The sequence below is a fragment of the Streptomyces sp. NPDC086554 genome (assembly GCF_040686095.1).
GTDB lineage: Bacteria > Actinomycetota > Actinomycetes > Streptomycetales > Streptomycetaceae > Streptomyces.
Genome location: NZ_JBFBJK010000001.1, coordinates 35,449 through 59,127 on the forward strand (window position 1 = coordinate 35,449; position 23,679 = coordinate 59,127).

General features: G+C 72.7%; 16 protein-coding genes. 7 read left to right on the forward strand and 9 right to left on the reverse strand.

Features of this window, described 5'->3' with window-relative positions:
- Window positions 1–53 precede the first annotated feature (53 nt).
- Window positions 54–674, forward strand: a complete 621-nt coding sequence (locus AB0O76_RS00130) for a TetR/AcrR family transcriptional regulator (protein WP_365483131.1) — start codon at window positions 54–56, stop codon at window positions 672–674.
- A 40-nt stretch (window positions 675–714) separates the two neighbouring features.
- Here the strand turns inward: AB0O76_RS00130 and AB0O76_RS00135 are convergent, their stop codons facing one another.
- On the reverse strand, window positions 715–885 hold the full coding sequence (locus tag AB0O76_RS00135; RefSeq protein WP_365483134.1) for a hypothetical protein: 171 nt from the start codon (window positions 883–885) through the stop codon (window positions 715–717).
- A 182-nt stretch (window positions 886–1,067) separates the two neighbouring features.
- Here AB0O76_RS00135 and AB0O76_RS00140 point away from each other — a divergent pair, with 182 nt between their 5' ends.
- The gene (locus AB0O76_RS00140) at window positions 1,068–2,234 is read left to right on the forward strand and encodes a sensor histidine kinase (protein WP_365483137.1); all 1,167 of its coding nucleotides are present in this window, start codon (window positions 1,068–1,070) and stop codon (window positions 2,232–2,234) included.
- Window positions 2,222–2,866, forward strand: a complete 645-nt coding sequence (locus AB0O76_RS00145) for a response regulator transcription factor (protein WP_365483140.1) — start codon at window positions 2,222–2,224, stop codon at window positions 2,864–2,866. Before AB0O76_RS00140 ends, AB0O76_RS00145 begins: the two co-directional genes overlap by 13 nt.
- A 255-nt stretch (window positions 2,867–3,121) precedes the next feature.
- Here the strand turns inward: AB0O76_RS00145 and AB0O76_RS00150 are convergent, their stop codons facing one another.
- The 6 genes from AB0O76_RS00150 to AB0O76_RS00175 form a co-directional block, all read right to left on the reverse strand.
- Entirely contained in the window at window positions 3,122–5,692 is a 2,571-nt protein-coding gene (locus AB0O76_RS00150; RefSeq protein ID WP_365483143.1) for an ABC transporter permease, read from the reverse strand.
- Window positions 5,689–6,459 (reverse strand): ABC transporter ATP-binding protein, encoded by a 771-nt coding sequence (locus AB0O76_RS00155; protein ID WP_365483146.1) that lies wholly within the window; start codon window positions 6,457–6,459, stop codon window positions 5,689–5,691. Before AB0O76_RS00155 ends, AB0O76_RS00150 begins: the two co-directional genes overlap by 4 nt.
- Before the next feature lie 147 nt (window positions 6,460–6,606).
- Window positions 6,607–7,590: a UDP-glucose 4-epimerase GalE gene (galE, locus tag AB0O76_RS00160; protein ID WP_365483149.1), complete on the reverse strand. Its 984-nt coding sequence runs from the start codon at window positions 7,588–7,590 to the stop codon at window positions 6,607–6,609.
- 73 nt (window positions 7,591–7,663) lie between these two features.
- Window positions 7,664–9,325, reverse strand: coding sequence for a glycosyltransferase family 2 protein (locus AB0O76_RS00165; protein ID WP_365483152.1), 1,662 nt, complete (start codon window positions 9,323–9,325; stop codon window positions 7,664–7,666).
- A 114-nt stretch (window positions 9,326–9,439) separates the two neighbouring features.
- Entirely contained in the window at window positions 9,440–10,969 is a 1,530-nt protein-coding gene (locus AB0O76_RS00170; RefSeq protein ID WP_365483155.1) for a hypothetical protein, read from the reverse strand.
- Window positions 10,966–14,448, reverse strand: coding sequence for a CDP-glycerol glycerophosphotransferase family protein (locus AB0O76_RS00175; RefSeq protein ID WP_365483158.1), 3,483 nt, complete (start codon window positions 14,446–14,448; stop codon window positions 10,966–10,968). The genes AB0O76_RS00170 and AB0O76_RS00175 overlap by 4 nt, the downstream gene beginning before the upstream one ends.
- A gap of 186 nt (window positions 14,449–14,634) precedes the next feature.
- Here AB0O76_RS00175 and AB0O76_RS00180 point away from each other — a divergent pair, with 186 nt between their 5' ends.
- A complete protein-coding gene (locus tag AB0O76_RS00180; protein ID WP_365483161.1) occupies window positions 14,635–16,746 on the forward strand; it encodes a bifunctional glycosyltransferase family 2 protein/CDP-glycerol:glycerophosphate glycerophosphotransferase in 2,112 nt (703 codons plus the stop codon).
- Here AB0O76_RS00180 and AB0O76_RS00185 read toward each other — a convergent pair.
- Window positions 16,706–19,525: a stealth conserved region 3 domain-containing protein gene (locus AB0O76_RS00185; RefSeq protein WP_365483165.1), complete on the reverse strand. Its 2,820-nt coding sequence runs from the start codon at window positions 19,523–19,525 to the stop codon at window positions 16,706–16,708. The two genes, AB0O76_RS00180 and AB0O76_RS00185, sit on opposite strands and share 41 nt — an antisense overlap.
- A 34-nt stretch (window positions 19,526–19,559) precedes the next feature.
- A complete protein-coding gene (locus tag AB0O76_RS00190; RefSeq protein ID WP_365483168.1) occupies window positions 19,560–20,543 on the reverse strand; it encodes a hypothetical protein in 984 nt (327 codons plus the stop codon).
- A 240-nt stretch (window positions 20,544–20,783) separates the two neighbouring features.
- On the opposite strand from AB0O76_RS00190, the gene AB0O76_RS00195 reads away from it, so the two are divergent.
- The 3 genes from AB0O76_RS00195 (at window position 20,784) to AB0O76_RS00205 (ending at window position 23,614) form a co-directional block, all read left to right on the forward strand.
- The gene (locus tag AB0O76_RS00195; RefSeq protein ID WP_365483171.1) at window positions 20,784–21,950 is read left to right on the forward strand and encodes an acyltransferase; all 1,167 of its coding nucleotides are present in this window, start codon (window positions 20,784–20,786) and stop codon (window positions 21,948–21,950) included.
- Between the two features lie 70 nt (window positions 21,951–22,020).
- Window positions 22,021–22,767, forward strand: coding sequence for a methyltransferase domain-containing protein (locus AB0O76_RS00200; protein ID WP_365483174.1), 747 nt, complete (start codon window positions 22,021–22,023; stop codon window positions 22,765–22,767).
- Window positions 22,768–22,816: 49 nt separating this feature from the next.
- Window positions 22,817–23,614, forward strand: a complete 798-nt coding sequence (locus AB0O76_RS00205; protein WP_365483177.1) for a TylF/MycF/NovP-related O-methyltransferase — start codon at window positions 22,817–22,819, stop codon at window positions 23,612–23,614.
- The last annotated feature ends 65 nt before the right edge of the window (window positions 23,615–23,679 follow it).

The window sequence follows — 23,679 nt, forward strand, 5'->3', positions numbered from 1 at the left end:
CGTCGCTACGTCGGAACGCAACCGTATCGTCGTCACGCTCTATGCTGTCCCGCATGACGACGAGCAGGCCAGGAGATGAACAGCCCCGCCGCAGGGCGCCCGCGGGGGCCGCGGTGCTCCGTGAGGATGTGACCGAGGCCATCAGGGCCGCCGTCTTCGGGGAGCTCGCGGCGGTCGGGTACGCGCGCATGTCCATCGAGGGCATCGCGCGCCGCGCGGGCGTCGGCAAGACCGCCGTCTACCGGCGCTGGCGCTCCAAGCTGCACCTCGTGCTCGACCTGGTGTCGGCCATAGCGGTCCAGGGGCTCCCGGCGCCGGACACCGGGTCGCTCGAAGGCGATCTGCGGCTGCTGTACGAGGTGACGTCGCGTGCTCTGCGGCATCCCGTGGCCTCGCAGGTGATCCCCGATCTGCAGGCGGAGGCGGCCCGCAATCCGGAGATCGCCGAGGCCCTGCAGAAGGCGTTGCGGGAGGGGCAGTACGGGGTGGCGAGCGGCGTCGTCAGGGCCGCGGTGGAGCGGGGCGAGATGCGCGAGGGCGCCGACGAGGATCTTGCCCTTGACCTGGTGTCCGGGCCGCTCTACTGGCGCTCCGTGGTGGTGCGGGCCGAGCTGCCCAAGGGATACCTGGGCAGGCTCGCGGCGGCCACGGCTGCGGGGCTCAAGGCGCTGTGAGGCCTTGGCTCCGGGGCTTGGTTCCGGGGGCTTGGAGGGATCAGCTCTGCGGGTGCCTCTCGCGCTTCAGGAACAGGGCCACGCCCGAGCCGAGCGTGGCGACGCCCGTGCCCACGCTGATCAGGACCTGCTGCACCCCATCGAAGGCGAAGCTGGTGGACACGTTGACGACGAGGGAGATCGCGAGGACGAGCCAGAGCAGGGCCTTCATGGTGGGGCCTTTCACGTCGGAGGCGGGGCGCGGGGCGTGTCCCGCTGTGTGATCAACTCTCCCGGAACGGGGGAGGCGTGACGATGGTGTGCTCTCCCGGATCAGGGGTGTAGCGCGCTACACCATCCCTCGGGGAGCGCCCTCGCCCGCGCGTGCGAGCCGGGTCGCATAGCCTCGGCACCATGCGGGAGACACTGCGGCGTACGGAGCGGGCCCTGGAGCAGCTGGCCGCGGCCGCGCTCCTGTCCCTCGCGTCCTACCTCTTCATCGGGGTCATCCTCCTCACCCTCGTCACCACGCTCATCGTCGTCGGCGCGGGCGTCATGCCCGAGACGATCCTGATGCTGCGGCGGATGGCCGGCTTCAAGCGGCGCCGCGTCGCCCTGTGGACGGGCAAGGAGATCCCCGAGGCGTATGTGCCGCTGACCGGCACGCTCACCGAACGGGTGCGCGCGGGCGTCACGGACCCGGCCACCTACCGCGATCTGCGGTGGCTGGCCGCGCACTTCATCTACGGCTGGCTCCTGCTGTACCTCACGCTGCCGCTGTTCATCGTCGGGATGCTGGTCGACGGGGTGTGGTGCGGGCTGCTCGGCCGCAAAGCCGTGGTGCTTCCGCTCGTGGTGCGCGTCGCCGACCTGGAGGCCGCCTGGTCGGGGGCGCTGCTCAAGGCCTCGCCGGAGGCGGAGCGCAATGCGCGGCTCACCGAGCGGGTCGAGGAGCTGACCGTCACGCGGGCGGGTGCGGTGGCCGCGCACGGCGCCGAACTGCGGCGCATCGAACGGGACTTGCACGACGGCACACAGGCGCGCCTCGTCTCCCTCTCCATGCGGGTGGGTCTGGCCAAGCGGGCGTACGAGAAGGATCCCGAGGCCGCGAAGAAGCTGCTCGACGACGCCCAGACCCAGGCCGAGGAAGCCCTGGCCGAGCTCCGCCACGTCGTGCGCGGCATCCACCCGCCGATCCTCACCGACCGCGGGCTCGTGGGGGCCGTGCGGGCGCTCGCCGCGGGCAGCGGGCTCGATGTGGCGGTGCGCGAGGACGGCGTCGAAGCGGGGCCGCGCGCGCCCGCCGCCGTGGAGGCCGCCGCGTACTTCGTCGTCGCTGAGGCACTGACGAACGCCGCGAAGCACAGTGGCGCGGGGGCGGCATCGGTGGAACTCTCGCGCGGGGTCGGGGTGTTGAGCATCTCGGTACGTGACGAGGGGCGGGGCGGGGCCGACGAAGCGGGCGGCAGCGGGCTGCTCGGCGTGCGGCGCCGGGTCGCCGCGCTCGACGGGACCGTGGAAGTGACGAGCCCCGTCGGGGGGCCGACCGTGATCGAAGTGGAGCTGCCGTGCGCGTGGTGATCGCCGAGGACAACGCCCTGCTGCGGGAGGGGATGGTGCTGCTCCTCTCCTCCGCGGGGCACGAGGTGGTGGCCGTGGCCTCCAGCGGGCCCGAGGTGCTGCCCGCGCTGCTCGACCACCGGCCGGATGTCGCCGTCCTCGATGTGCGGATGCCGCCGGGGTTCCGGGACGAGGGGCTGCGGGCGGCGCTCGCCGCGCGCGCGGAGATCCCCGGCCTTCCGGTGCTCGTGCTGTCCCAGTACGTGGAGGAGACGTACGCCGCCGAGCTGTTGGGCGGCGGCGCGAGCGGGGTCGGCTATCTGCTGAAGGACCGGGTGGGGCGGGTCGACGCGTTCCTCGACGCGCTGGAGCGGGTGGCCGGGGGCGGCACCGCGCTGGACCCGGAGGTGGTCACGGAGCTCCTCACCCGGCGGCGCGACGACCCGCTGGACTCGCTGACGCCTCGGGAGCGTGAGGTGCTCCAGCTGATGGCCGAGGGGCGGGACAACGGGACGATCGCGTCGACGCTCGTGGTGTCGGACCGGGCGGTGAGCAAGCACATCGGCAACGTGTTCGCGAAGCTGGGGCTGCCACCGAGCGACAGCGGGCACCGGCGGGTGCTTGCCGTGCTTGCCTATCTGAACAAGGGCTAAGCGCTCCGCGGGAAGTGCGGTGATGGCCCCGCGGGACGGTGGGGGCTGGTCGCGCAGTTCCCCGCGCCCCTTCGGGGCCCTGCCCCGCTAAGCGGCCCCGGTGAAGTCCGGTGCGGTACCGCGCCCCGTAAGGGGCGCGGGGCTCTGACATGTGCGGCTCCGCCGCGTGGGCGCGACCAGCCACGACGGACCCGCGGACGAATCCCGCACTTCCCGCGGAGCGATTAGCGCTGGGCGGGAAGCGAGCCGCAGCCGTCAACGCCCCTGCGCCGGGTAGCGGCCCCGCAGCGCACGCCGGGCCGGCGGCAGCGTGCCCGCGGCCGTCGTCGCGGCGACCACCAGGACGATCGACCCCACCTGCACAGCCGCGACGTACGGCAAGGAACGGGTCAGCGCCAGGCTGAAGGCGAGCAGCGGAACCGCCGCCACCGCCCCGCCGACGACGAGTCCGACCACCGCGGAGGCCACCGCCTCCAGGCGCAGCATGCGCCGCAGTTGGCGCCGCCCCGCCCCGGTGAGGCGCAGCAGGGAGAGCTCCGGGCGCCGCCCGATGGTGATGAGACAGAGCGTGCTGAGGACGGCGATGACGGTGAAGCCGCCGATCGCGCCGACCGCAGCCACCGTCACGATCTCGCCCAGCGTCTGGTCCTCCGGTTCGAGCCGCTCCGGCGCCGGGTCCGCCACCACCTTCGCGCCGGGGGCGGCCGCCCGCAGCGCCTTCGGGGTGGCCGAGTCCGACGCGACCAGGATCCGCCCCGCCCCCGGCGATGACAGGTGACGTACGAGCTGGTCCTGGGCGAAGAGGAAGGCGCCGAGCGCCAGTTCGCGGTCGTACGTCGCCACCACCTTCAGGCGTGCCTCGACCCCGTCCCCGAACCGCACCGTCACCGTCGAGCCGGGACGCGCGTCGAGGGCGCGCGCCTGATCCCTGCCGACCGCAACCGTGCCGGGACGCAGCCTGCCGATGTCGCCGTCCCGGACGCCGGGGTCCAGCGTCCGGGCCAGGCCGTCGGGGGTGACGCCGAGCACCGGGAGGCGGTCCAGACGCGGCGAACCGGCGTCCCGCCGGGCCAGGACCACCGTGCTCCGCGTGACGCCGGTCGCGGCCCGTACGCCCGGTACCTCCCGGACCCGCTCCAGCGTGCCATCGGGCAGCCCGCCCTCCGCGGTCACCGCGAAGTCCGCCCGCGCCGCGTCCCGCGCCTGCGCGCCCGCGGCGTGCGTCACCGTCCCGCCTGCGGAGAGCTGCACCAGGATGAAGGCCGTCACCAGGATGATCGGAGTGATCGCCGCCCCCAACCGGCGTGCCGAAGCAGTGCAGTTGGCCGCGGCGAGCCGACCGCCCGCGCCCCCGAACCGGCGCAGCGGCGCGCCGAGCACCCGCATCGCGCCCTCGGCGATCCACGGCCCGAGCAGCGCGCACCCGATCACCATGACCACCGTCGCCGCACCGGCAGCAGCGGCCGCGGCCTCCCCGCGCTGGAGCGTGGCGGTGCCTGCCGAGCTCACGCCGAGGATCAGCAGGACCAGGCCGGTGACCTTGCGGCCCCTTCCCGGTGGCGCATCCCGCAGCGCCTCCGCGGGGCGCACCTTCGCCGTCCTGGCGCACGCGATCAGCGCGGCAAGGCGGGCGACCAGGAGCGTAAGACCGGCGGTGACCAGCGGCGCGGGCAACAGCCAGACGGGCAGCGGGAGTTCGAGGCCCAGCGGCAGCGCGCCGCGGGCGTCGAGGAGCGCGCGAAGGCCCAGGAAGGCGGGGATCGCCGCCGCCGCTCCCACAAGGCCCGCCACCGTCGCGACCCGGCCGACCTCCCGGCCCACCGCACCCCGCAGCTGCCGCGGCGTCGCGCCGACGGCCCGCAACAGGCCAAGCTCGCCCGAGCGTTGCTGCAGTGCCTGCACGATCGTCGACGACACGACGAGCAGCGCGATGAGTACGACGGTGCCGGCCACGGAGGCGAGCAGCGCGAGCATGCCCGCGCGAGCCGGTGCGACCGCGAGGAACTCCGCGCCGCCGCGCCCGTCGCCGGTCAGGACGCGAAGCCCTGCCCCGTCCCCGTCCGCCCTGTGCCCCACGCTCCCGAGGCCCGCCCTGTCCAGGGCGCCGCGCACGCGAACGTACAGCGTCGATGTGCTCGTGCCGGGGTCCGCCGTCACGCCGATGGCCGCGACGGAGCCGGGGCGGCCCGCGAGGCGCCGGGCCTCGGCGGAGGTGAAGTAGGCGGCGGCCCGGGGTCCTTCGGCCACCCCGACGACCTTGTACGTGGCCTCGGTGCCGGATACGCGGACGGCGACGCGGTCCCCGATCCGAGCCCCCGTTCCCCCGCCGACGACCACCTCGGAGTCGTGCCGGGGCGCGGCGCCCTCGCGTAGTCCGTACGAGCCCAACTGCGCGGCACTCCAAGGGCGTCCGGTGGCGCCCTCGCCCCGCAGGCCGATCCGGAACACCTCGTCGGCGATCGCCGCGCGGACGCCGGGGACCTCGCGCACGGTCTTCAGGGCCGCTCGCGGGACCGGCACACGCTCGGTCAGGCCCGCCGTCGCCGTCTCGGGATCGCTGCCCCACGGCTTGGCCGTGAAGCGGGTGCTCTGGTCACCGGTGACGACCAGGTCGGCGGCGGAATAGCGCTCCACGCGCGCGTGCCCGAGCCCCGCCGAAGCAAGCGCGAGGCCGAAGGCGCCGAGCAGGAGGGACGTCAGGGCGAGCGCGGCGAAGACCGCAGCCCAGGCCTTGCGGTGCATGCGGGCGGCGCGCGATGCGAGCAGCCGGGTGACCTTTACGGGGGTGACGTTCACGGGGGTGACCTTCACGGGAGTGTCGCTCATGCCGCCCGCCGCCCCAAGTTCCGCATGATGCCGTGCACTTGGGTGGGCTCGGGGTTCGCAAGGCGGGTGGCGATCCGCCCGTCGGCCAGGAACAGGGCCTCGTCCGCCCACGCCGCCGCCGTCGGGTCGTGCGTCACCATCACGACGGTGTGACCGTCCCGGTCGACGGCCCGCCGCAGCAGCGTGAGCACGTCGTGTGCGGTGCCGGGGTCGAGGGCGCCGGTCGGCTCGTCGGCGAAGATCACCTCCGGGCGGGTGACGAGCGCGCGGGCGATGGCCACGCGCTGCTGCTGGCCGCCGGAGAGTTCGGTGGGGCGGTCGTCCGCGCGGTCACCGAGCCCGACTTCGGCGAGCCCGAGCGCGACGCGACCGTCGTCGGCGGTGCCGCCGAGGAGCAGGGGCAGGGCGACGTTCTCGCCGACGCTGAGCGAGGGCACGAGGTTGTGCGCCTGGAACACGAAGCCGACGCGTTCGCGCCGCAGCCGGGTGAGCGCGGCCTCGTTGAGGGAACCGATGTCCACGTCCCCGATGCGCACGGTCCCCGACGACGGCCGGTCGAGCCCCGCCGCGCACTGCAACAGCGTCGACTTCCCCGATCCGGAGGGGCCCATGACGGCAAGGAACCGCCCGCGCGGCACGGCGAGTTCGAGGGCTTCCAGGGCCACCGTCCCGCGCCGGTAGGACCTGCTGACCCCGTCGAGCGTGAGCGCGTCGGGCGCGGCCACCCGCTCCCCGGCCACTGTCGCGGAACCCCGTCGCCTGAACATGCGTACGCCCTCTCAGTGGTCGCTGCTGCCACTGAGAACGCTAGAAAGGCCAGGTCGGCGGGGCGAGAGAGCGCGGTCCCGTCCCGGAGGTGGAGCCTGCTACACCCCCCTGGGGACGGATGGAGCCTGCTACACCCCCGGGGACGCTCAGCCGCGCGCCGCCCCGGGATGCAGCCGCACCCAGCCCGCCCAGGCCGACGTCACCATGTCGCGGACGTCCCGCTTGGCCGACCAGCCCAGTTCCGTGGCGGCGCGGTCCGCCGACGCCACCACGCGGGCCGGGTCGCCGGGGCGGCGTGCCGTGACCTCGGCTGCCGTGTCGTAACCCGTGACGTCGTTGATGAGGTCCGCCATCTCGCGGACCGAAACGCCCTCGCCCCGGCCGATGTTGAGGGTGAGGTCCGTGCCGGGGGCCGTCGCCGCCAGCTTGCGGGCCGTCGCCACATGGGCTTCTGCCAGGTCGGCGACGTGGATGTAGTCGCGTACGCAGGTGCCGTCGGGGGTGGCGTAGTCCGCGCCGAAGATCCGGGGGGCCGCGCCGTCCGTGAGCTTCTCGAAGACCATCGGGACCAGGTTGTAGACGCCCGTGTCGGCCAGCTCGGGGGCGGCCGCGCCCGCCACGTTGAAGTAGCGCAGCGACGCCGTCGACAGACCGTGCGCCCGGCCCGTCGCGCGGACCAGCCACTCGCCCGCCAGCTTCGTCTCGCCGTACGGGCTCATCGGCAGACAGGGGGTCTGCTCGGTCACCAGGTCCACATCGGGCATGCCGTACACGGCCGCGGACGAGGAGAAGACGAAGGACCGCACGCCCGCCTCGGTCACCGCCGCGAGCAGGACCCGCAGCCCCTCCACGTTCTCGTGGTAGTACCGCAGCGGCTGCTCCACCGACTCGCCCACCTGCTTCTTCGCCGCCAGGTGCACGACACCGGTGACCTCGTGATCGGCGAGGGTGCGGGCGACGAGGTCCGCGTCCAGCGTCGAACCGATCACCAGCGGCACGCCCTCCGGGACGCGCTCGGCGACGCCCGACGACAGGTCGTCGTAGACCACCGTTCGCTCGCCCGCGTCCGTCATGGCGCGGACGACGTGTGCCCCGATGTAGCCGGCACCGCCGGTGATCAGCCAGGTCATGGTGTTATGTCCCGTCTTGTAGCGAGTGGTTCTCGTGGACGTGCAGTGTTGCAGAGGCGGCATACGGGCCGCGTCAGCGGGCTTTGGCGCTCTGGTCCCCGCCGCCCAGGTCGCGCACGAGGCGGGCGAGGCGCCGTTTCGCCACCCCCGCGACGCCCCGCAGCCCCGGCGCGAGCCGCACCGCCAGGTTCCCCGCCTGGGTGGCGTACGGCTGGGCGAGCAGGATCCCGTGCCGCCCCGGCAGGACCGTGCGCCGCAGCAGTCCGGGGCCCGCGACCGCGCGCGCCGTGGTGTCGCGCGTCGTCCCGTCGTCGAAGTGCAGGCGAAGCCGCAGGTCCCATACGCCGCCGCGGAGCGAGCCGAGGTCGAGGACGGCTTCCGTCAGCCAGGTGCCGTCCCCTGCGGGGCTGAACGCCGCCGTGCGGCGCAGTCCGGGGCCCGTGCCGTCGCGGGCCGTCAGCTCCACGTCGACCGTCGCCGGGCCCGCGTCCGCGACCCGGCCGTACAGCTCGTGCAGGCGCAGGGTGAGACGACTCCCGCCCGCGCGCGGCCGCAGCTCGGCGTCCACCGCGAGGGGGAGGAGCCGGACGGGGCGTACCAGGAGGTGCTCGAGCGTCACCTGGGGGAGGTCGTCCGACCAGATCGGGGTGGCGTCGGACGCCTGCGCGTACGGGGGCGAGAGACGCGCGGGGCGGGCCGCCACCTCCTGCACCCGGGTCAGGTCGCGCGGCTCGGGGGACGCCAGGATCAGCCGGGCGATGATCCGGCCCGGCGCGGGCGCGGCGTCCAGGTCTGCGGTGTCGAAGGTCGCGAGGTACGCGCGCGTGGCCGTCCACCACTCCCGCCGGTACTCGGGGCTGCGCGTGGTCAGCTCGCGCGCGTACATCCGCAGCCCGTGGTCGACGAACTTCGCGCGGGCCGCCCGCGCGAGCCGCTTGCCCGCCGTGCCCGTCACGCTCGGCGTCTCCCGGAGGATCTCCACCGACTGGCGGTGGGCCTCCATGCGGGCCTGCCAGTTGGCGATGCCCTTACGGTCCAGGGAGATCGACAGCTTGGCCGCCGAGCGGCGCACGTTCCATACGTAGACGGGGTCGGGGATCAGCGCGATGCGCGGGCCCGCCGCGAGGACGCGGGCGGTGAAGACGAAGTCCTCGTACGTGAAGCGGCCCTCGGGGAAGCGGATGGCGTGCCGCCGCAGGAAGTCGGTGCGGTAGAGCTTGTTGACGCAGAGCGTGTCGTGGACGAGCCGGGCGCGCAGCTCCGGGCGGGCGATCAGCTGCGCCTTCTTGTAGAGCACGGGCTGCCAGGGGATCTCGCGGCCGGACGGCAGCTCGCGGCGCACGCACAGGCCGGTGGCCACCTCCGCGTCGTGCCGGGCGGCCGCCGTCAGGAGGGCGTCGACCGCGCCGGGCGGCAGCACGTCGTCGCTGTCGAGGAACATCACGTACGCGGACGTCGTGGCCTCGATCCCGTCGTTGCGGGGAGTGCCGCAGCCGCCGCTGTTGGCCGCGCGGCGGATGGTCTTCAGGCGCGGCTCCCGCGCGGCAAGATCCGTGAGCAGCTCGCCGCTGCCGTCCGTCGAGCAGTCGTCGACGGCGATCACCTCGCGGACGGACGGGCCCTGGGCGAGCGCCGAGCGCACCGCGTCCGCGACGTGCGCCGCGTCGTTGTAGCCGATCACGACGACACAGACCTGTGGGGACAGGGGTGGCGAAAGGGGCAGAGAAGGATCCACAGGGGGAATCTTAGAGGTTACGGGTAATTATCCGATTAGGAGGTCTTTTGCGGGCGGATCAGGCTGGATCGGAGTGGATCGGACTGGATCGGGCTTGATCAGGCTGGATCGCCCTTACCCGGACACCCGGGCGAGCACCTCTCCGGTCTGCGGCCTCCACGCCACCACCACCGCCTCGGACGGCACCTGCTGGTCCTTCGAGAGCAGCAGCCAGCGCACGTGGTAGCGGCGGACGATCGCCTTGCGGCCGGCGCGGGTCGACTCCGGGGCGAGGTAGTCGCGCACCTCCTGGAGGCGGTGGTTGCGTTCGCCCTCGTCGAGCGCGGGGTCCGGCCAGGCCGGGGCGACGAGGTTGGCGCCGAAGGCGGGGATGGTGCGGGTGGGACCGTAGGCATTGGTGAGGACGACGTCGCCCTTGCGCACGTGGCTCGCCGCCCAGGCGTAGCTCGGCCAGCGCGGGGGCTGGTCGAAGCCGATGGGGTCGAGGGTGCGGGGGACGACGGCGCCCGCCTGGATCTGGAGGAAGCCGACGCAGGCGCCGAGCGTTGCGGCTCCCGCCAGGGCGGCGCGTCGGGTGCCCCATGGCCGGGGGGCCGCCAGTTCGATGGCGAGGGCGAACTGGAGGGGGACGAGGGTCAGGCCCAGGATGCGGCCGTAGGTGTAGTGGCCGCTGAGCCAGCCGTACGCGACGACCGCGCACTCCAGGGCGAACATCAGGACCAGGGGGTCCCGGTGGTTTCTGCGCCGGCGCAGGTAGAGGGCCGGAAGGCCGAGCAGCGCCAGCCAGAAGCGCTGGGGCATCTCGGTGTAGAGCTGCCGGTGGATCCAGTCGACGGACTCGTCTCCGACGAGGGAGAAGACCGAGTAGTAGGGCCAGGCGGCCGCAACTCCCCCTGCTGTCACGGCAGTTGCCGCCCAGCGCAGGCGCAGGCTCGGCAAGGCGAACGCCACCACCCCGATCACCGCGGCCACCGAAGAGATCGGGTGCACCAGCAGGATCGCCCCGCACAACACCCCGAGTCCCGCGTACGAGCCCACTCCCCGAGGCTCCTTCGCCAGCGACCCCGCCCAGGCCCACGCCCAGAACGCCAGGCCGATCGCGAACGTCGACGGGTAGGCGAGGTTGCCCGTCATCGACATCAGGCCCAGATAGCCGCTCCACCACGCCATCCGGGTGCCCCACAGCACCACCATCGCGAACAGGGCGAGCACCGGCGCCCATTGACGGGGCGTCAGGGCCTTCACGAAGCGGCCGATGCCCGTGAGCAGCACCAGCAGGTTCAGCGGCCCCGCCAGCTTCACGACCTCCCATCCCGCGAGGCCCGTCACCCGCGCGAATGCGCCCTGCGCCGCCGCGTACGGCGAGTAGTACGGGCTGCCCGCGCCCGGCAGGTCCGCCATCGGATGGCGGGGGTGCAGGAGGTCGGCCTTGAGGCGCTCCACGACCGCCGCGTGCTGGCCGAAGTCGCAGCACATCGGCACCCGCCAGAAGGCGAGCGACATGACCAGCCAGAAGAGACCGCCGAAGACGAGGTAGGGGGTCGGTCGCCACCGCCGGCCGCCATACAGTGCGGTCGCGCCCCGCAGCGGCCGGCGGTTGCGGACCTCGGTCGTCCCGGTCGTCCCGGTCGTCGCGGCCGTCATCGCATCAGCCTCTCCACGACACGGGCCGCGGCCCGCCCGTCGTCGAGGTCGCAGTAGGCCTCGCGGAACGCCGCGTACGCCTCCGCGTGCCGTGCGGTGATGGCGTCCAGGTCGCGCAGGGCATCGACGACCTCGCCGGTGGAGGCGAGCAGCGGTCCCGGTGCGCGGGTCTCGAAGTCGAGGTAGAAGCCGCGGACCGTGTCGCGGTAGTGCTCCAGGTCGTAGGCATGGAAGAGCATCGGACGGCCGGTGTGCGCGAAGTCGAACATCAGCGAGGAGTAGTCCGTCACCAACACGTCCGCGATCAGGAGGAGTTCGGCCGTGCGCGGATGCGAGGAGACATCGCGTACGAAGGGTGCGTCGGCTCCCGGCAGTCGGCCCGCCGTCAGCGGATGCTTGCGCACGAGCAGGACGTGGTCGTCGCCGAGCACGTCCCGCGCCGCGCGGAGGTCGAGCGCGGGCTCGTAGCGGAACCGGCCGGGGGAGCAGGCGAGATGGTCCCGGTAGGTCGGTGCGTACAGGACGATTCGCTTGTCGGGTGCGATGCCGAGGTCGTGGCGGACGCGCTCGGCGGTCTTGTCGCGGTCGTCGGCGAAGAGCACGTCGTTGCGCGGTGAGCCCGCCTCCAGGACCTCGCCCTCGTAGGCGAGCGCGCGTCCGAGGTGCGGGGTCGAGAAGCGATTCGGCGAGACGAGCACGTCCCACTGGCGGGAGAGCCTGGGCAGCGCGTCGAGGTGGCCGTGGTCGGCGTAGAGGGTGTCGATCAGGTCGGTGCCGATGCGCTTGAGGGGCGCGCCGTTCCAGGTCTGTACGACGGTCTGGCCGTCCCTGCGCTCGAAGAAGTCGGGCAGATGGTCCGTCGTGACGATGCGGCGGCAGCGCGCAAGCGCCTCGTGCCAGTCGGCGCTGTGCTCCTCCACGCCCTTCGCCCCGAGGGGCACGCGGGTCTGCTGGTCGTGCGTGACCCACAGGTGCTCCACGTCGGTGCCGCGCCGCACCAGCTCCTCGTGGACCGCGCGCGGCGAGTCCCCGTCGAAGTAGAGCACCGCGTCCCGCAGTGGCCGGGTGCGCTGCTGCGGATAGTGCGCGGTGCGCAGCCGGTGCTGCCGGTAGGCCCCGCGCTCGGCACGGTCGAGCAACGACCCCGCCTCGACGAGCAGCCGGTCACCGAACCGCCGGTCGACGGTGAACTCCCGCCTGTCGATGGTCCGGTGGAGGGGAAAGGCAGCGGAGACGGCGGCGAGCAGCCGCACGGGCATGCCGTCCTCGGCGTGGGGCGCGCCCCGCGTCGCATCCCGTTCCCGATCCCGCTCCCGCAGGAACGCGTACCACCGGCCCTCGCGCAGCGCCCCGCCCCCCGGCGAGACCACGGCCCGGAAGCGTCCCGGTGTGCGCTCCGTCGGTACCGTCAGCTCCTCGTCCCGGCCGCTGTGCCGCAGGACGAGTTCGGCCGGGCCCCAGCTGGCGTCGGCCACCGCGCCCTCGATCGTCAGGGTGCCGTCCGCGGCCCAGGCGATCCGGTCGGCGATCGGCTGCCGGGTCAGCTCGACGACCAGCTGGCCCTGGTCGTTGGCGGAGGCGCACAGCTCGCGGCCCGCGCGCGACGCGTACCGTCCCGGCGGCAGGCCGAGCATCGCCGCGAGGGACTTCAGCTTGCCGTCCGGAAGGACCAGGTTGGCCTGCCAGCGGTCGCCGTTCGGGGGCTCGACGCCCTTGGGGGCCAGGTGCGGGGTCGGCGCGACGCCCTCCAGGTCGGCGGTGTGCACGCGGACGTCGAAGCGGTCGCCCGTCAGCGTGACGGGGTAGTCGAACTCGGCCGACGAGTGTTTGTGGGTGAGGCGCAGGGACGTCGGGCGCAGCTTGCTCGGCAGATGACCGCTGAGGACCACGTCGTCGCCGTCCGCGCGATGGGCGTCGACCCGTGCCACGTAATCCTGGATGCGAAGGACGAGGCGGCCCTTGCTGAAGCCGAGCACGAGGCGCAGTCCCTCGCCCAGTTCGCGTACGACGGACTGGGCGGCCGCGCCGTCCACGGGGCGCACGGCCGCCCGCCGCACCGAGCCGTGGCCGGCGACGACCACGCCGAGCAGCCAGTTCCCCGGGCGCCACTTGCCGCCGGTCTTCAGCTGCTCCGGGTCGATGGTCAGCTCGAAGCCGGAGAGGTCGTAGCAGTGCAGCCGCTGCCGGGAGTTCTCGGTGGCCTGCGGCGCGGCGACCGTCCGCGTGGCGACCTTCCTGAACTGCCCTTTGCTGTGCGCCGACTTGAGGATCGCCGCCTTGACGGAGTGGCCGGGGCGGGTCGCCTCCAGGTTGCGTACGTAGGCGTACCCGCTGATCCGAAGCAGCCCGTCGTCGCCCCAACTCGCCTCGTTCACCCGGGAGATGACGGGAAGCTCGCGCCGCCCGAGCCGGGCGAGCTCCTGCGGCACCCGGATATGGCCGCCCGAGCTCTTCGGGTACGCGGCGCTGCGCCGCAGCACGCCACGGACCTGGAAGGCGCTGCCGTTGCGCTGCTCGAAGGTGAGCAGGTCGATCAGGTCCTCGGTGCGTCCTTCGCGTACGAGATGCCATTTGACGCGCAGGGCCACCGGCAGCCCCGCGATGACGCTCGGATCGGCACGGCGCACGAACGCGGCGGCGTCCTTCACGAAGGCGGCGCGGTACTCGGGGCCGCCCATCGGCAGGCCCTCCAGGAAGTACACGAAGTCGTCGCGCAGGCAGGACACGTCGTACGTCCTGCGCATCTCGGGATCGTGCTCGGCGAGGAAACGGCTGACGTGAGCGCAGGCCGCGATGCGGTCGCGGACGCCCTTGACGTCCGTGCGCCGCCGGGTGATGGACCCCTCGCGCACCCGCCAGTAGTAGACGTGGTCGCTCAGCACATCCACCGAGCCCGCGAGGAAGTGCGCGGGGATCATGACGGGGGTGTCCTCGTAGAGCTTGCCCTCGGGGAAGGTGAAGCCGTGCCGGTCCCAGAAGGCGCGGCGGAAGACCTTGTTCCAGGCGACGCGATCGGCGAGCAGCTCCAGGTCGCGGCTGATGTGGGTGCGCGAGCGCGGCTCGGTGAGCCACTTGTACTGCCAGGCCTGCTGACGCCCGCGTTCGTTGAGCCGCCAGACGTTGCCGCTCGCGAAGTCGGACCCGGTGGAGTCCAGGCTCGCGGTCATCCGCGCGTACGCGTCGTGCGGCACGATGTCGTCGCTGTCGACGAAGGCCAGGTAGTCGGCGGTCGGGGTCGCGTGCCGGACCCCGGTGTTGCGGGCCGCGCTGAGTCCCGCGTTCGGCTGGCGCACATAGACGAACCGCGGATCCTTCGCGGCGAACTCGCGCGCGATCCGCGGGCTGCCGTCCGTCGAGCCGTCGTCGACGAGCACGGCCTCCAGGTCGGCCATGGTCTGCCCGGCGATCGACTCCAGGCACTCCTCCAGAAACTCTTCGACGTTGTAGATGGGCACGACCACGCTGAGACGGGGCTGCACGGCGAACGGCCTTTCGTACGCTCCCAGGGATGGGAGTAAGCATGGGAGCAATCATGGGAGTACGGGCGTATTCATCCCTTTTGCCCCCTCCAGGCCCCTTCTCGTCAATGTCTTTGCCTTCCTTCACACCAATGAGTGAGGAACGGTCTTCGACAGGCCGTGTCCGGCTGACTACCGTCAGTGCCCATGTCGCGCTTCTCGGTTGTCGTCCCCGCCCACCGCGTCCAGGGCTACCTGCGGGAATGCCTGGACTCCGTGCTTGACCAGAGCTTCGGAGACCTGGAGCTGATCGTCGTGGACGACGCGTCGCCGGACGCCTCCGCGGCGATCGCCGCGCAGTGTGCGGAGCGCGACCCGCGCGTGCAAGTCGTCCGCACCCCCGCGCAGGCCGGACCCGGCCCCGCCCGCAACATCGGCGCGGACCGCGCCACCGGCACCTACCTGCTCTTCCTCGACGGCGACGACCTCCTCCTGCCGGGCGCCCTTGAGGCGATCGCGGCCGCCATCGACCGCGCCGAAGAGCCGGACGTGCTGCTCACCGGCCACGACCGCGTCGACTGGTGGGAGAACGTCCGCGCGGGCGGCGACGACCTGAGCGGCGACCCCGTGGCCGTCACCGTGGCCGCCTGGAACCGTGTCTTCCGGCGCGTCTTCTGGCAGCGGCACCGCCTGGTGTTCAGCGACGGGCCGTACGAGGACGTGATCCCCGTGCACCGCGCGATCCTCGCGCCCGGCGCCCGCGTCGCCGCACTCGACGAGCCCTGTGTGCGCTGGCGCGAGCGGCGCGGCGGCAGCTTCGCCAAGTCGCCGGGGCGGGCGCACTTCGCGGTCGTCGGGCGTTACGGGGAGCTGCTCGCCGCCGCCGACCCGGCGGGCCGCGAGCGGCTCCTGCCGCACGCCGCCGCGCATCTGCTCGCCGTGCTCGACGACCCCGGCCGCATCGCGCCGCGCGACCGCCGCGACTTCTTCCGCGCGGCGTCCCGCCTGTACCGCACGTACGCGTCCACTCCCCCCGCCGGTGCGGGCGAGAAGGCCCTCGCCGCCGCCTCGTACGCAGCCCACGAAGCACACCGCGAGCGGGAGTCCCGGCGCAAGAGAGTCACCCGGCAGCTCGCCCGCCAGAAGAAGAAGCTCCGCGCCCGCGCCATGCGCGTCACCTACCGCACCGACCTGCGCCGCTCCCTCGACCCCCAACTCGCGGTGTACGGCGCGTACTGGAACCGCGGCATCTCCTGCAACCCGGCCGCCATCCACGCAAAGGCACGCGAACTGGCCCCGCACATCAAGGGAGTGTGGGTGATCTCGAGCCGCAACAAGCACCGGGTGCCCGCCGGTGTCGAGTACGTCATCGAGGGCTCCCGGCGCTACTGGCAGACGATGGCCCGCGCCACTTACCTGATCAACAACTCCAGCTTCCCCGGCGGCTTCACCAAACGCCCCGGCCAGGTCTACCTCCAGACCCACCACGGGACCCCGCTCAAGAAGATGGGCCTGGACCAGCGCCGGTACCCGGCGGGCACGCACGGCATCAGCTTCCAGAAGGTCCTCGACCACACCGACCAGTGGGACCTCAGCCTCTCCGCCAACCCGCACTCCACGGAGATCTGGGAGCGGGTCTACCCCTCGACGTCGTACGAGTCCCTGGAGGCCGGCTATCCGCGCAACGACGTCTACTTCGCGGCGGGGGAGAGCGAAGTCGCCCGGATCCGCGAGGAGTTGGGGGTCGCGGACGGCCGTACGGTGCTGCTCTACGCGCCCACCCACCGCGACTACCAGAAGGGCTTCCTGCCCCGCCTCGACCTGGAGCGCTTCGTGCGTGCGCTCGGCCCCTCGTACGTCGTGCTCGTGCGCGCCCACTACTTCTACGGCGCCGAAGCGGGCCTGCGCGCCCATCCCCAGCTCATCGACGTCACCGGGCACCCGCGCGTGGAAGACCTGTGCCTGGCCGCCGACGCCCTGGTCACGGACTACTCGTCGCTGATGTTCGACTACGCCTGCCTGGACCGCCCGATCGTCACGTACGCCCCCGACTGGCAGGCGTACCGGCTGGCCCGCGGGACCTACTTCGACCTGCTCTCCGGGCGGCCGGGCGAGACACCGGGGGCCGTGGCCACCACCGAGGAGGAACTCACGGACCTCTTCCGGAGCGGCGGCTGGGACACGGCCGACGCGACGGAGCTGCGCTCGGCGTTCCGGGCGCGGTTCTGTCCGTACGACGACGGGGGCGCCGCCGAGCGGGTGGTGCGGCGGCTGTTCCTCACCTCTCGTACGGCGAGCGCACGGGGAAGTACGCCGTGAGGAACGAGCGGATGGCCAGAGCCATCTCCTCGTCCGCGAGCTCGCTGTCGGGGGACTCGCCGATGCAGAAGGCCGTCTTGCCGCGGGACTGGAGCAGTTGGCCGAGGCGGGCGTGGTCCGCGCGGCGTCCGATATCCACGAAGTCGTACGCGATGACGCCCGGCACGGCGCGGCCGGTGAGGTACGCGTAGTGGTGGTGCAGGGACGACACGAGCGCGAGGTCGCCGTTCGAGCGGAACCGGCTGCGCGCGGTGGCCCCGAGCTCGTCCGGGAACCGCTCGGTGAGTTCGGCGAGCACGCTGCGGCGCAGGGCGTAGGGCGCGTGGAAGAAGCTGTGGGTCGCCGTCCTGCCGAACTCGCGGCGCAGCAGCTCGCGGTTGTTCTTCGCCGCCGCCAGATAGCCCTCGTCGTCCGGTGACACCGGGAGGGCGGGCACGGACGCCGTCGACCAGAAGAAGCGGGCGGTGCCGGAGCTGAGGAAGAAGGTGTCCGGGGTGGTGGGGCGGCCGAGGAACATGTCGTCGTTGAAGTAGAGGAAGTGCTCCGACAGGCCCTCGATGCGGTGCAGTTGGCTCTCGATGGAGTGCGAGTTGAAGGTGGGGAGCGCGGCGTCCGGGTCGGCGAAGAGGTCGCGGTGGTCGACCACCGTCACGTCCGGGTGGTCCGCGTTCAGCCAGGACGGTGTCTGGCCCGCCGTGACGAGGTAGATGTGCCGGATCCACGGGGCGTACATCGCCAACGAGCGCAGCGAGTAACGGAGTTCGTCGCGGTTGCGGAAGCGGACCGCTCCGTGGTCGGCGGACGAACCGTCGTCGGGGCCGCCGAGCGCGGCCTCGCGGCGGGCGCGCCACTCGGGGTCGGAGTCGTCGACCCAGGTGTAGACCGCGTCGATGGGGAAGTCGACGTCTCCCATGAGGAGCTGGGCGAAGACGTCGAGCGTCGGGTAGGTGCGGTCGGCGACGCGCAGCGTGGCGGTGGGGGTGAGCGAGGGGAGTTCGGCCCCGGCGATGGTGGTGCCGAAGGGGGCGCGGCGGGTGTCGGACCGGATGTCCGTGCGCGGCCAGAACGCCACCGTGCAGGCCTGGCCGACGCCGTGCCGCAGCGAGAGCGTCGTCGTGGTCACCGGCTTGAAGACCCTGACGCCCGCGACCTCGCCGATACGGTCGAGGCGTTCGGCGAGCACCACTCCGGGGGCCGCGTCCCGCGGGTTGACCAGCTCGGCGTAGACGGGCCGGCCGTGCAGGGACCCGGCGAGCGCCTTGAGGGCGCCGTCGCGCTCGTCGTCGGCCACGGCGATGGTGTGCGCGGTGCCGGCGTCGCGGACCAGGACGTACGGGATGTCCTGCGCCTCCAGGGCGGTGGCGGTGAGTTCGAGGTTCAAGGCGGTCATGTCGGGTGCGAGCACGTCGTCACGCCGCTCGGCCAGGCGGCCCACCGAGCGGATGAGCAGTCCGCTGGTGTCGGCCGCGGCGATCTCGTCCTCGCGGGCGCGCTCGTCGGCGTCGGGGGCGGCGTCCAGGGTGTACGGGGTGGTCGGGCGGAATCCGCTGCCGCCGGACGCGACGCCGAGCGCCACCCGGTCCGCCCGGTCGTGCAGCCGCTCGGGGGCGGCACGGCGGGCCACGAGCCGGGAGTACAGCTCCTGCCAGCGCGCGGTGATCTCGGCGGAGGAGAAACGGGCGTAGACGCCTTCGCGCGCGGCCCGGGCGTAGGACCGCCGGGTCTCCGGGTCGCCCATCAACTCGGCCATCGCGGCGGCCAGTTCATGCACCTCGCCGGGCGGTACGAGCAGCCCGTCCACACGGTGCCTGACGATCTCGGCGGGCCCGGTCAGGACGTCGTACGCGACGACGGGCACGCCCGCCGCGAGCGCTTCGAGCAGCACCAGCGGGAACGCCTCGTTGTGCCCGGCGGTCATCAGACTGAGCCCCGCCTTGGCCCATTCGGCGGCCATGTCCTGGCAGGGGCCGAGGAGTTCGACGCGGTCCTGCAGGCCGAAGCCGTCGACCAGGCGGCGCAGCTGCTGCTCGCGGTGGCCGCCGCCGAAGATCCGCAGCGTCCAGTCCGGATAGGCGTCGGCCAGCTCGGCGAAGGCCCGTACGGCGTGGTCGACGCGCTTCTCGCCGGTGAGCCGCGCCGCCATGACGATGACCTTGCTCTCGCCGTCGGCGCGCGGCCGGAAGCCGTCGGGCACCGCGTTCGGGATGACCGCGAGCTCGGGGGCGGTCGCGCCGAGGGACTCCGCGATCCAGTCACGGGTGCGGTCGGTGAGGGTGACCAGGGCGTCCAGGCGCGGCGCGTGCAGGAGCAGGGGCTCGCCGGACGGGCCGCGGCGCTGCGTCGGGCGGTGCTCCTGGTGCACGGTGACGACGTGGGCGGGGACCAGCTCGACGGCGGCGGCCATCAGCGCGGGCGTGGTGGTGACCAGGACGTCGGTGTCAAGGGTTGCGAGGGCGGCGGCCATCTCGACGTCGGAGAGCCGGTCGAACGCGGGCTCCCAGCCCGGCCTGATCAGCTCGCTGGGCAGCGCGGCAAGCGTCCGGCACGCCGCGTCGTCCAGGCGCGAGCCGCGCACGGGCCGCTCGGGGGTGGCGGTGCGGTCCACCAGATAGCGGACGGGGAGGCTGCGGGCCTCGGGGAAGAACGGCTCGGGGCGGGTCCGGAAGACGGAGATGACCTCGACGTCGTGCCGGTCCGCCAGATGCTGCGCCTGGGTGTAGGTGGCCAGCTCGGTGCCGCCCATCTCGTCGCCCCAGCCGAGGAGGTACGTGATCTTCATGAGGTCTCCTGAGTGAGGTCCGGTCCGGACCCCGTTATGACGTCTGATCCGTGATGTCCCAGCAAGTGACCGCGAACGCCCCGGACTTGGTGAAGTGCGCGTGCGCCCGGACGAGGGCGCCGCCCGGCAGGGCGAAGACGCGGAAGGGGGTGGGGAAGGCGGCGGCGGGATCGCGTACGTCGTGGAGCCAGCGCCCCAGCGGCAGCGGGCCCTCGCCCGCGTCCCCGTCGCCCTCCACCTGGAAGTCCCACACCCACTGGCCGGGTCCCGCCCCCGCCATCTCCCCGAGCGGCAGCCGGAAGCTGAACTCGGCGCCCTCCCACAGCGCCCCCACCGGGACGGTGACCCCGTCGCGCCGCCGCACCGCCCTCGCCCGCCAGCGCCGCCCCGCCGCCGTCCTGACGAGCCGCCCGTGCACGGTGATGCCGTCGCCGCAGGGCACGAAGCGCAGCAGCTCGGCACGTGGCCGTGACCGCGTCACCTGAAGCACGGCACGGCCGCTGCGGCACCGGACGATCCGGATGAGCGTGCCGGTACGGGGGTTGGGGGCATGGAGCACGGTCGGCGTGGGCGGCAGGGAGGCGCCCCCGTCGGTCCCGATCCCGATGCCGCGCCGCCGCACCCGCCCGCGGGGGTCCGCGGTGACCAGCGTCAGCCGCCAGACACCGTCGCCGATGCGGGGCGAGCCCGCGGGTCCGCCGCTCTCCTCGTCGAGTACGTCGCGCAACGTCGCCGTCCCGGTGAGCAGCAGCCGCCCGTCGGTGTGCCGCTCGAAGGCGAGCGGTACGCAAAAGCGCCGGTGGCCGCGCGAGACGAGGAGATGGGCCCGGTCGATCAGCTCCCCCGGGAGGGCGGCGATCGCGAGGTTGAGCGTGCGGCTGTCCCGCAGTGAGAGGTGCACGGGCGGCGGGAGCAACTGCCCGCCGCCCCGCCCCGCCGCGGCGCGCTCCGCACGGAAGCGGATGGTCCTTGCGGTGGCGAGGGACCGTCGTGCGGCGGTCGGCAGGGCCGGACTCATGGGGCGAGTCCGACGTGCCGCGAAGACATGAACCTAATATGGCGCATTGCACCACTTTGCCCGCTGTTCACTCCGTAGCCCGGCGTGGCCGCGTACGGGTCACCCGGGTGGCGCAGAAGGGAGTGACCGAGCCGGGGTGCAAGGGTTGGTCCACTTAATGATCATTTCCCCTGCACGGTCCAAGCACCGCCATCGTCCCGCGTGCGAGCGCACGTTCCCAGAGGCAGAGGAGACCCCCGCATGACCGCGGCCCTCCCCCAGCAGACCCGCACCCCCACCGAGCGCCGCCCCGAAACCGCGCCCCGCGTCGACTCCCTCACCGGCCTTCGCTTTCTCGCCGCCCTCGCGGTCTTCGCCCACCACTTCACCGGCCTCAGTGCCCAAGGCGGCGTCGCCCACGCACCACTGCTCTTCCCCTACTCCATGATGGGCGCGAACGGCGTCGGGTTCTTCTTCGTCCTGTCCGGCTTTCTGCTCACCTGGGGGCACCGCCCCGGCACCCGCGCCGGACTGTTCTACTGGCGGCGGATCGGCCGCATCTGGCCCGCGCACCTGGCCGCCACCGTGCCCTGCGTCCTTGTCTTCTACCTCTGGGGCGGCGTCCCGACGGACCTCTTCAGCTCCGTCGCCCCGCTGTTCCTCGTGCAGACCTGGTTCCCCGGCGTCACCCCGACCCTCCCCGGCAACCCCGTCTCCTGGACCCTCAGCGTCGAGGCCTTCTTCTATCTGCTCTTCCCCTGCGCGATCCGCGCCGCCCTGCGGCACCGCACCCGCACCCTGGCCCTCGTCGCGGTGACGGGCCTCGCCGGGATGTGGGCGGTCAACTGGTGGGCGGCCACCCATCTCTCGCCCTTCGCCACCGAGTGGATCATGCGGCACCCGGTGACCCGGCTCCCCGAGTTCGCCGCCGGGATGGTCTGCGCGCTCGCCCTGCGCCGGGGGCATCGATTCCGGCTCGGCCCGCCCGCCATCGCCGGCGCCTTCGCGGTGTACACCGTCGCGTACTGCCACCGCGAGGCCTGGGCGGGCACGCACCTCGCCGATCAACTCGGCTGGACCGTACGCCCGTTGGCCGCGGTCTTCGCCGCGCTCCTCATCACCGCGTACGTCCAGCGCGAGCTGGCCGGCCGCAGGGGCTGGCTCTGTTCGCGCCCCATGGTGCTGCTCGGGCTCTGGTCGTACGCCTTCTATCTGCTGCACCAGACCCTCAACCGGCTGTGCATCGAGGCCTGGGGCCGCCCGCAGCCCGAGAACTCCGCCCTGTTCACCCTGATCGGTGTCGCCGTCGTGGCGACCGCGCTGTCCTGGGCGATGTACACGTACGTCGAGGAACCCGCGAGGAAATGGTGGGCCCGGCACACACCACGCCGACTGACCGTCAAGCGGGCGTCTGAGGAAGCCAGTTGACGGCGTGACCCTTTGGGTGGATACGCGTTGAACGCGGGCAAATCGAAGAATCCCCTGTGCTGGAGGAGACGTGCACCAGTCCGCGTACGAACAGATGGAACTCTGCGTCGAGCAGTACATGCCCACCGGGAAGCGCCACCGGGTCGTCGACCTCGGCGCCCGGGTCTCCGACGGGCAGACCCGCACCCACAAGGCCCTGCTCGAAGGGCGCGACACGGAGTACGTGGGCATCGACGTGCTCGACGGCCGCAATGTCGACGCGGTGATGACCAAGCCGTACCGCATCCCCGTGAAGTCCCGCAGCGCCGACTTCGTCATCTCCGGGCAGGCCTTCGAGCACATCCCCTTCTTCTGGGCGACGATGCTGGAGATCGCCCGCGTCCTGAGGCCGAACGGCATCGCCTTCGTGACCGCGCCCTCGCGCGGCCATGTGCACGACGCGCAGGACTGCTGGCGCTACTACCCGGACGGATACCGCGCCCTCGCCGCGTACACCCGGCTCGAACTCCGCGAGGCCTACACGGACTTCCCGCCGATGAAGGGCATCCGCCACGCCTACGGAAGCATCGACGCCAAGCACGCCTACTGGGGTGACTCCGTCGGCGTCTTCCAGCGGCCCGAGCGCTACCCGAGGCTCACCATGGCCTTCGTACGGACCACGACGAGGTGGTGGGCGAACAAGGTCGGCGGCGTCGAATCCGTCCCGCTGCCCAAGCCCGTCGAGGGCCGCGCGCACTGCGGAAGGCCGAAGGTGATGGCCCCGCGCTCGGGGGACGAACGGCCTGCATCGGCATCAAGTCAAGCCGAAAAACTCTAGGTTGACGAAATATGACATCACGGATGAGTCGCGCGTACTGTCCGCTCCCATGTCATGGCGACGCGCAGTGAACGGCGCACTCAAGCAACTGACGGGATACCAGCTGACCCGCAACCCGATGCCGGCCCAGGGCGTGACGGTGCCGGGCGCGGCCTCGAAGCCGAAGGCCCTGAAGCTCCCCGCCGACTACGACGACGAGGCGAAGGACATCATCCGTGCGGTGAAGCCGTACACGATGACCTCTCCCGAGCGGCTGAACGCCTTCATCCTGGCGACCCGCCACGTCGTCCGGCACGACATCCCCGGCGACATCGTCGAGTGCGGTGTGTGGCGCGGCGGTTCGATGCAGGCCTGCGCCAAGACCCTGCTCGCCGCCGGTGACACCGAGCGCGACCTGTACCTCTTCGACACGTACGAGGGCATGACCTCGCCCACCGACGAGGACCTGCGCAGGGACGGCAAGTCCGCGGAGGAACTGCTCAAGGTGCAGGGCAAGGACCGTCCGATCTGGGCGGTCGCCTCCCTGGACGACGTCAAGTCGGGCTTCGCGAAGGTGCCGTACCCCGAGGAGCGGGTGCACTACGTCCAGGGCAGGGTCGAGGAGACCGTCCCGCAGCGCGCCCCCGAGCAGATCTCCGTCCTGCGCCTCGACACCGACTGGTACGCCTCCACCAAGCACGAACTGGATTACCTCTACGGGCGGTTGGTCAGCGGCGGCGTCCTGCTCATCGACGACTACGGCTACTGGCAGGGGTCGCGCCAGGCGGTCGACGAGTTCCTGGACAAGACCGGCGAGCGGCTGCTTCTGCTGCGCATGGACGAGGGGCGGATCGCCGTCAAACCCTGAACCGGACACACCTGTCATCGAGCCCCGTACCCGCAAGCCGTCCGGCCGCGGGCACGGGGCTCGAC

Excerpts from the sequence above, each read along its gene's own strand:
- AB0O76_RS00130 (WP_365483131.1), top strand. The coding sequence starts at position 54 with ATGACGACGAGCAGGCCAGGAGATGAACAGCCCCGCCGCAGGGCGCCC.
- AB0O76_RS00135 (WP_365483134.1), bottom strand. The coding sequence starts at position 885 with ATGAAGGCCCTGCTCTGGCTCGTCCTCGCGATCTCCCTCGTCGTCAAC.
- AB0O76_RS00140 (WP_365483137.1), top strand. The coding sequence starts at position 1,068 with ATGCGGGAGACACTGCGGCGTACGGAGCGGGCCCTGGAGCAGCTGGCC.
- AB0O76_RS00150 (WP_365483143.1), bottom strand. The coding sequence starts at position 5,692 with ATGAGCGACACTCCCGTGAAGGTCACCCCCGTGAACGTCACCCCCGTA.
- AB0O76_RS00155 (WP_365483146.1), bottom strand. The coding sequence starts at position 6,459 with ATGTTCAGGCGACGGGGTTCCGCGACAGTGGCCGGGGAGCGGGTGGCC.
- galE (WP_365483149.1), bottom strand. The coding sequence starts at position 7,590 with ATGACCTGGCTGATCACCGGCGGTGCCGGCTACATCGGGGCACACGTC.
- AB0O76_RS00170 (WP_365483155.1), bottom strand. The coding sequence starts at position 10,969 with ATGACGGCCGCGACGACCGGGACGACCGGGACGACCGAGGTCCGCAAC.
- AB0O76_RS00180 (WP_365483161.1), top strand. The coding sequence starts at position 14,635 with ATGTCGCGCTTCTCGGTTGTCGTCCCCGCCCACCGCGTCCAGGGCTAC.
- AB0O76_RS00185 (WP_365483165.1), bottom strand. The coding sequence starts at position 19,525 with ATGAAGATCACGTACCTCCTCGGCTGGGGCGACGAGATGGGCGGCACC.
- AB0O76_RS00190 (WP_365483168.1), bottom strand. The coding sequence starts at position 20,543 with ATGAGTCCGGCCCTGCCGACCGCCGCACGACGGTCCCTCGCCACCGCA.
- AB0O76_RS00195 (WP_365483171.1), top strand. The coding sequence starts at position 20,784 with ATGACCGCGGCCCTCCCCCAGCAGACCCGCACCCCCACCGAGCGCCGC.
- AB0O76_RS00205 (WP_365483177.1), top strand. The coding sequence starts at position 22,817 with ATGTCATGGCGACGCGCAGTGAACGGCGCACTCAAGCAACTGACGGGA.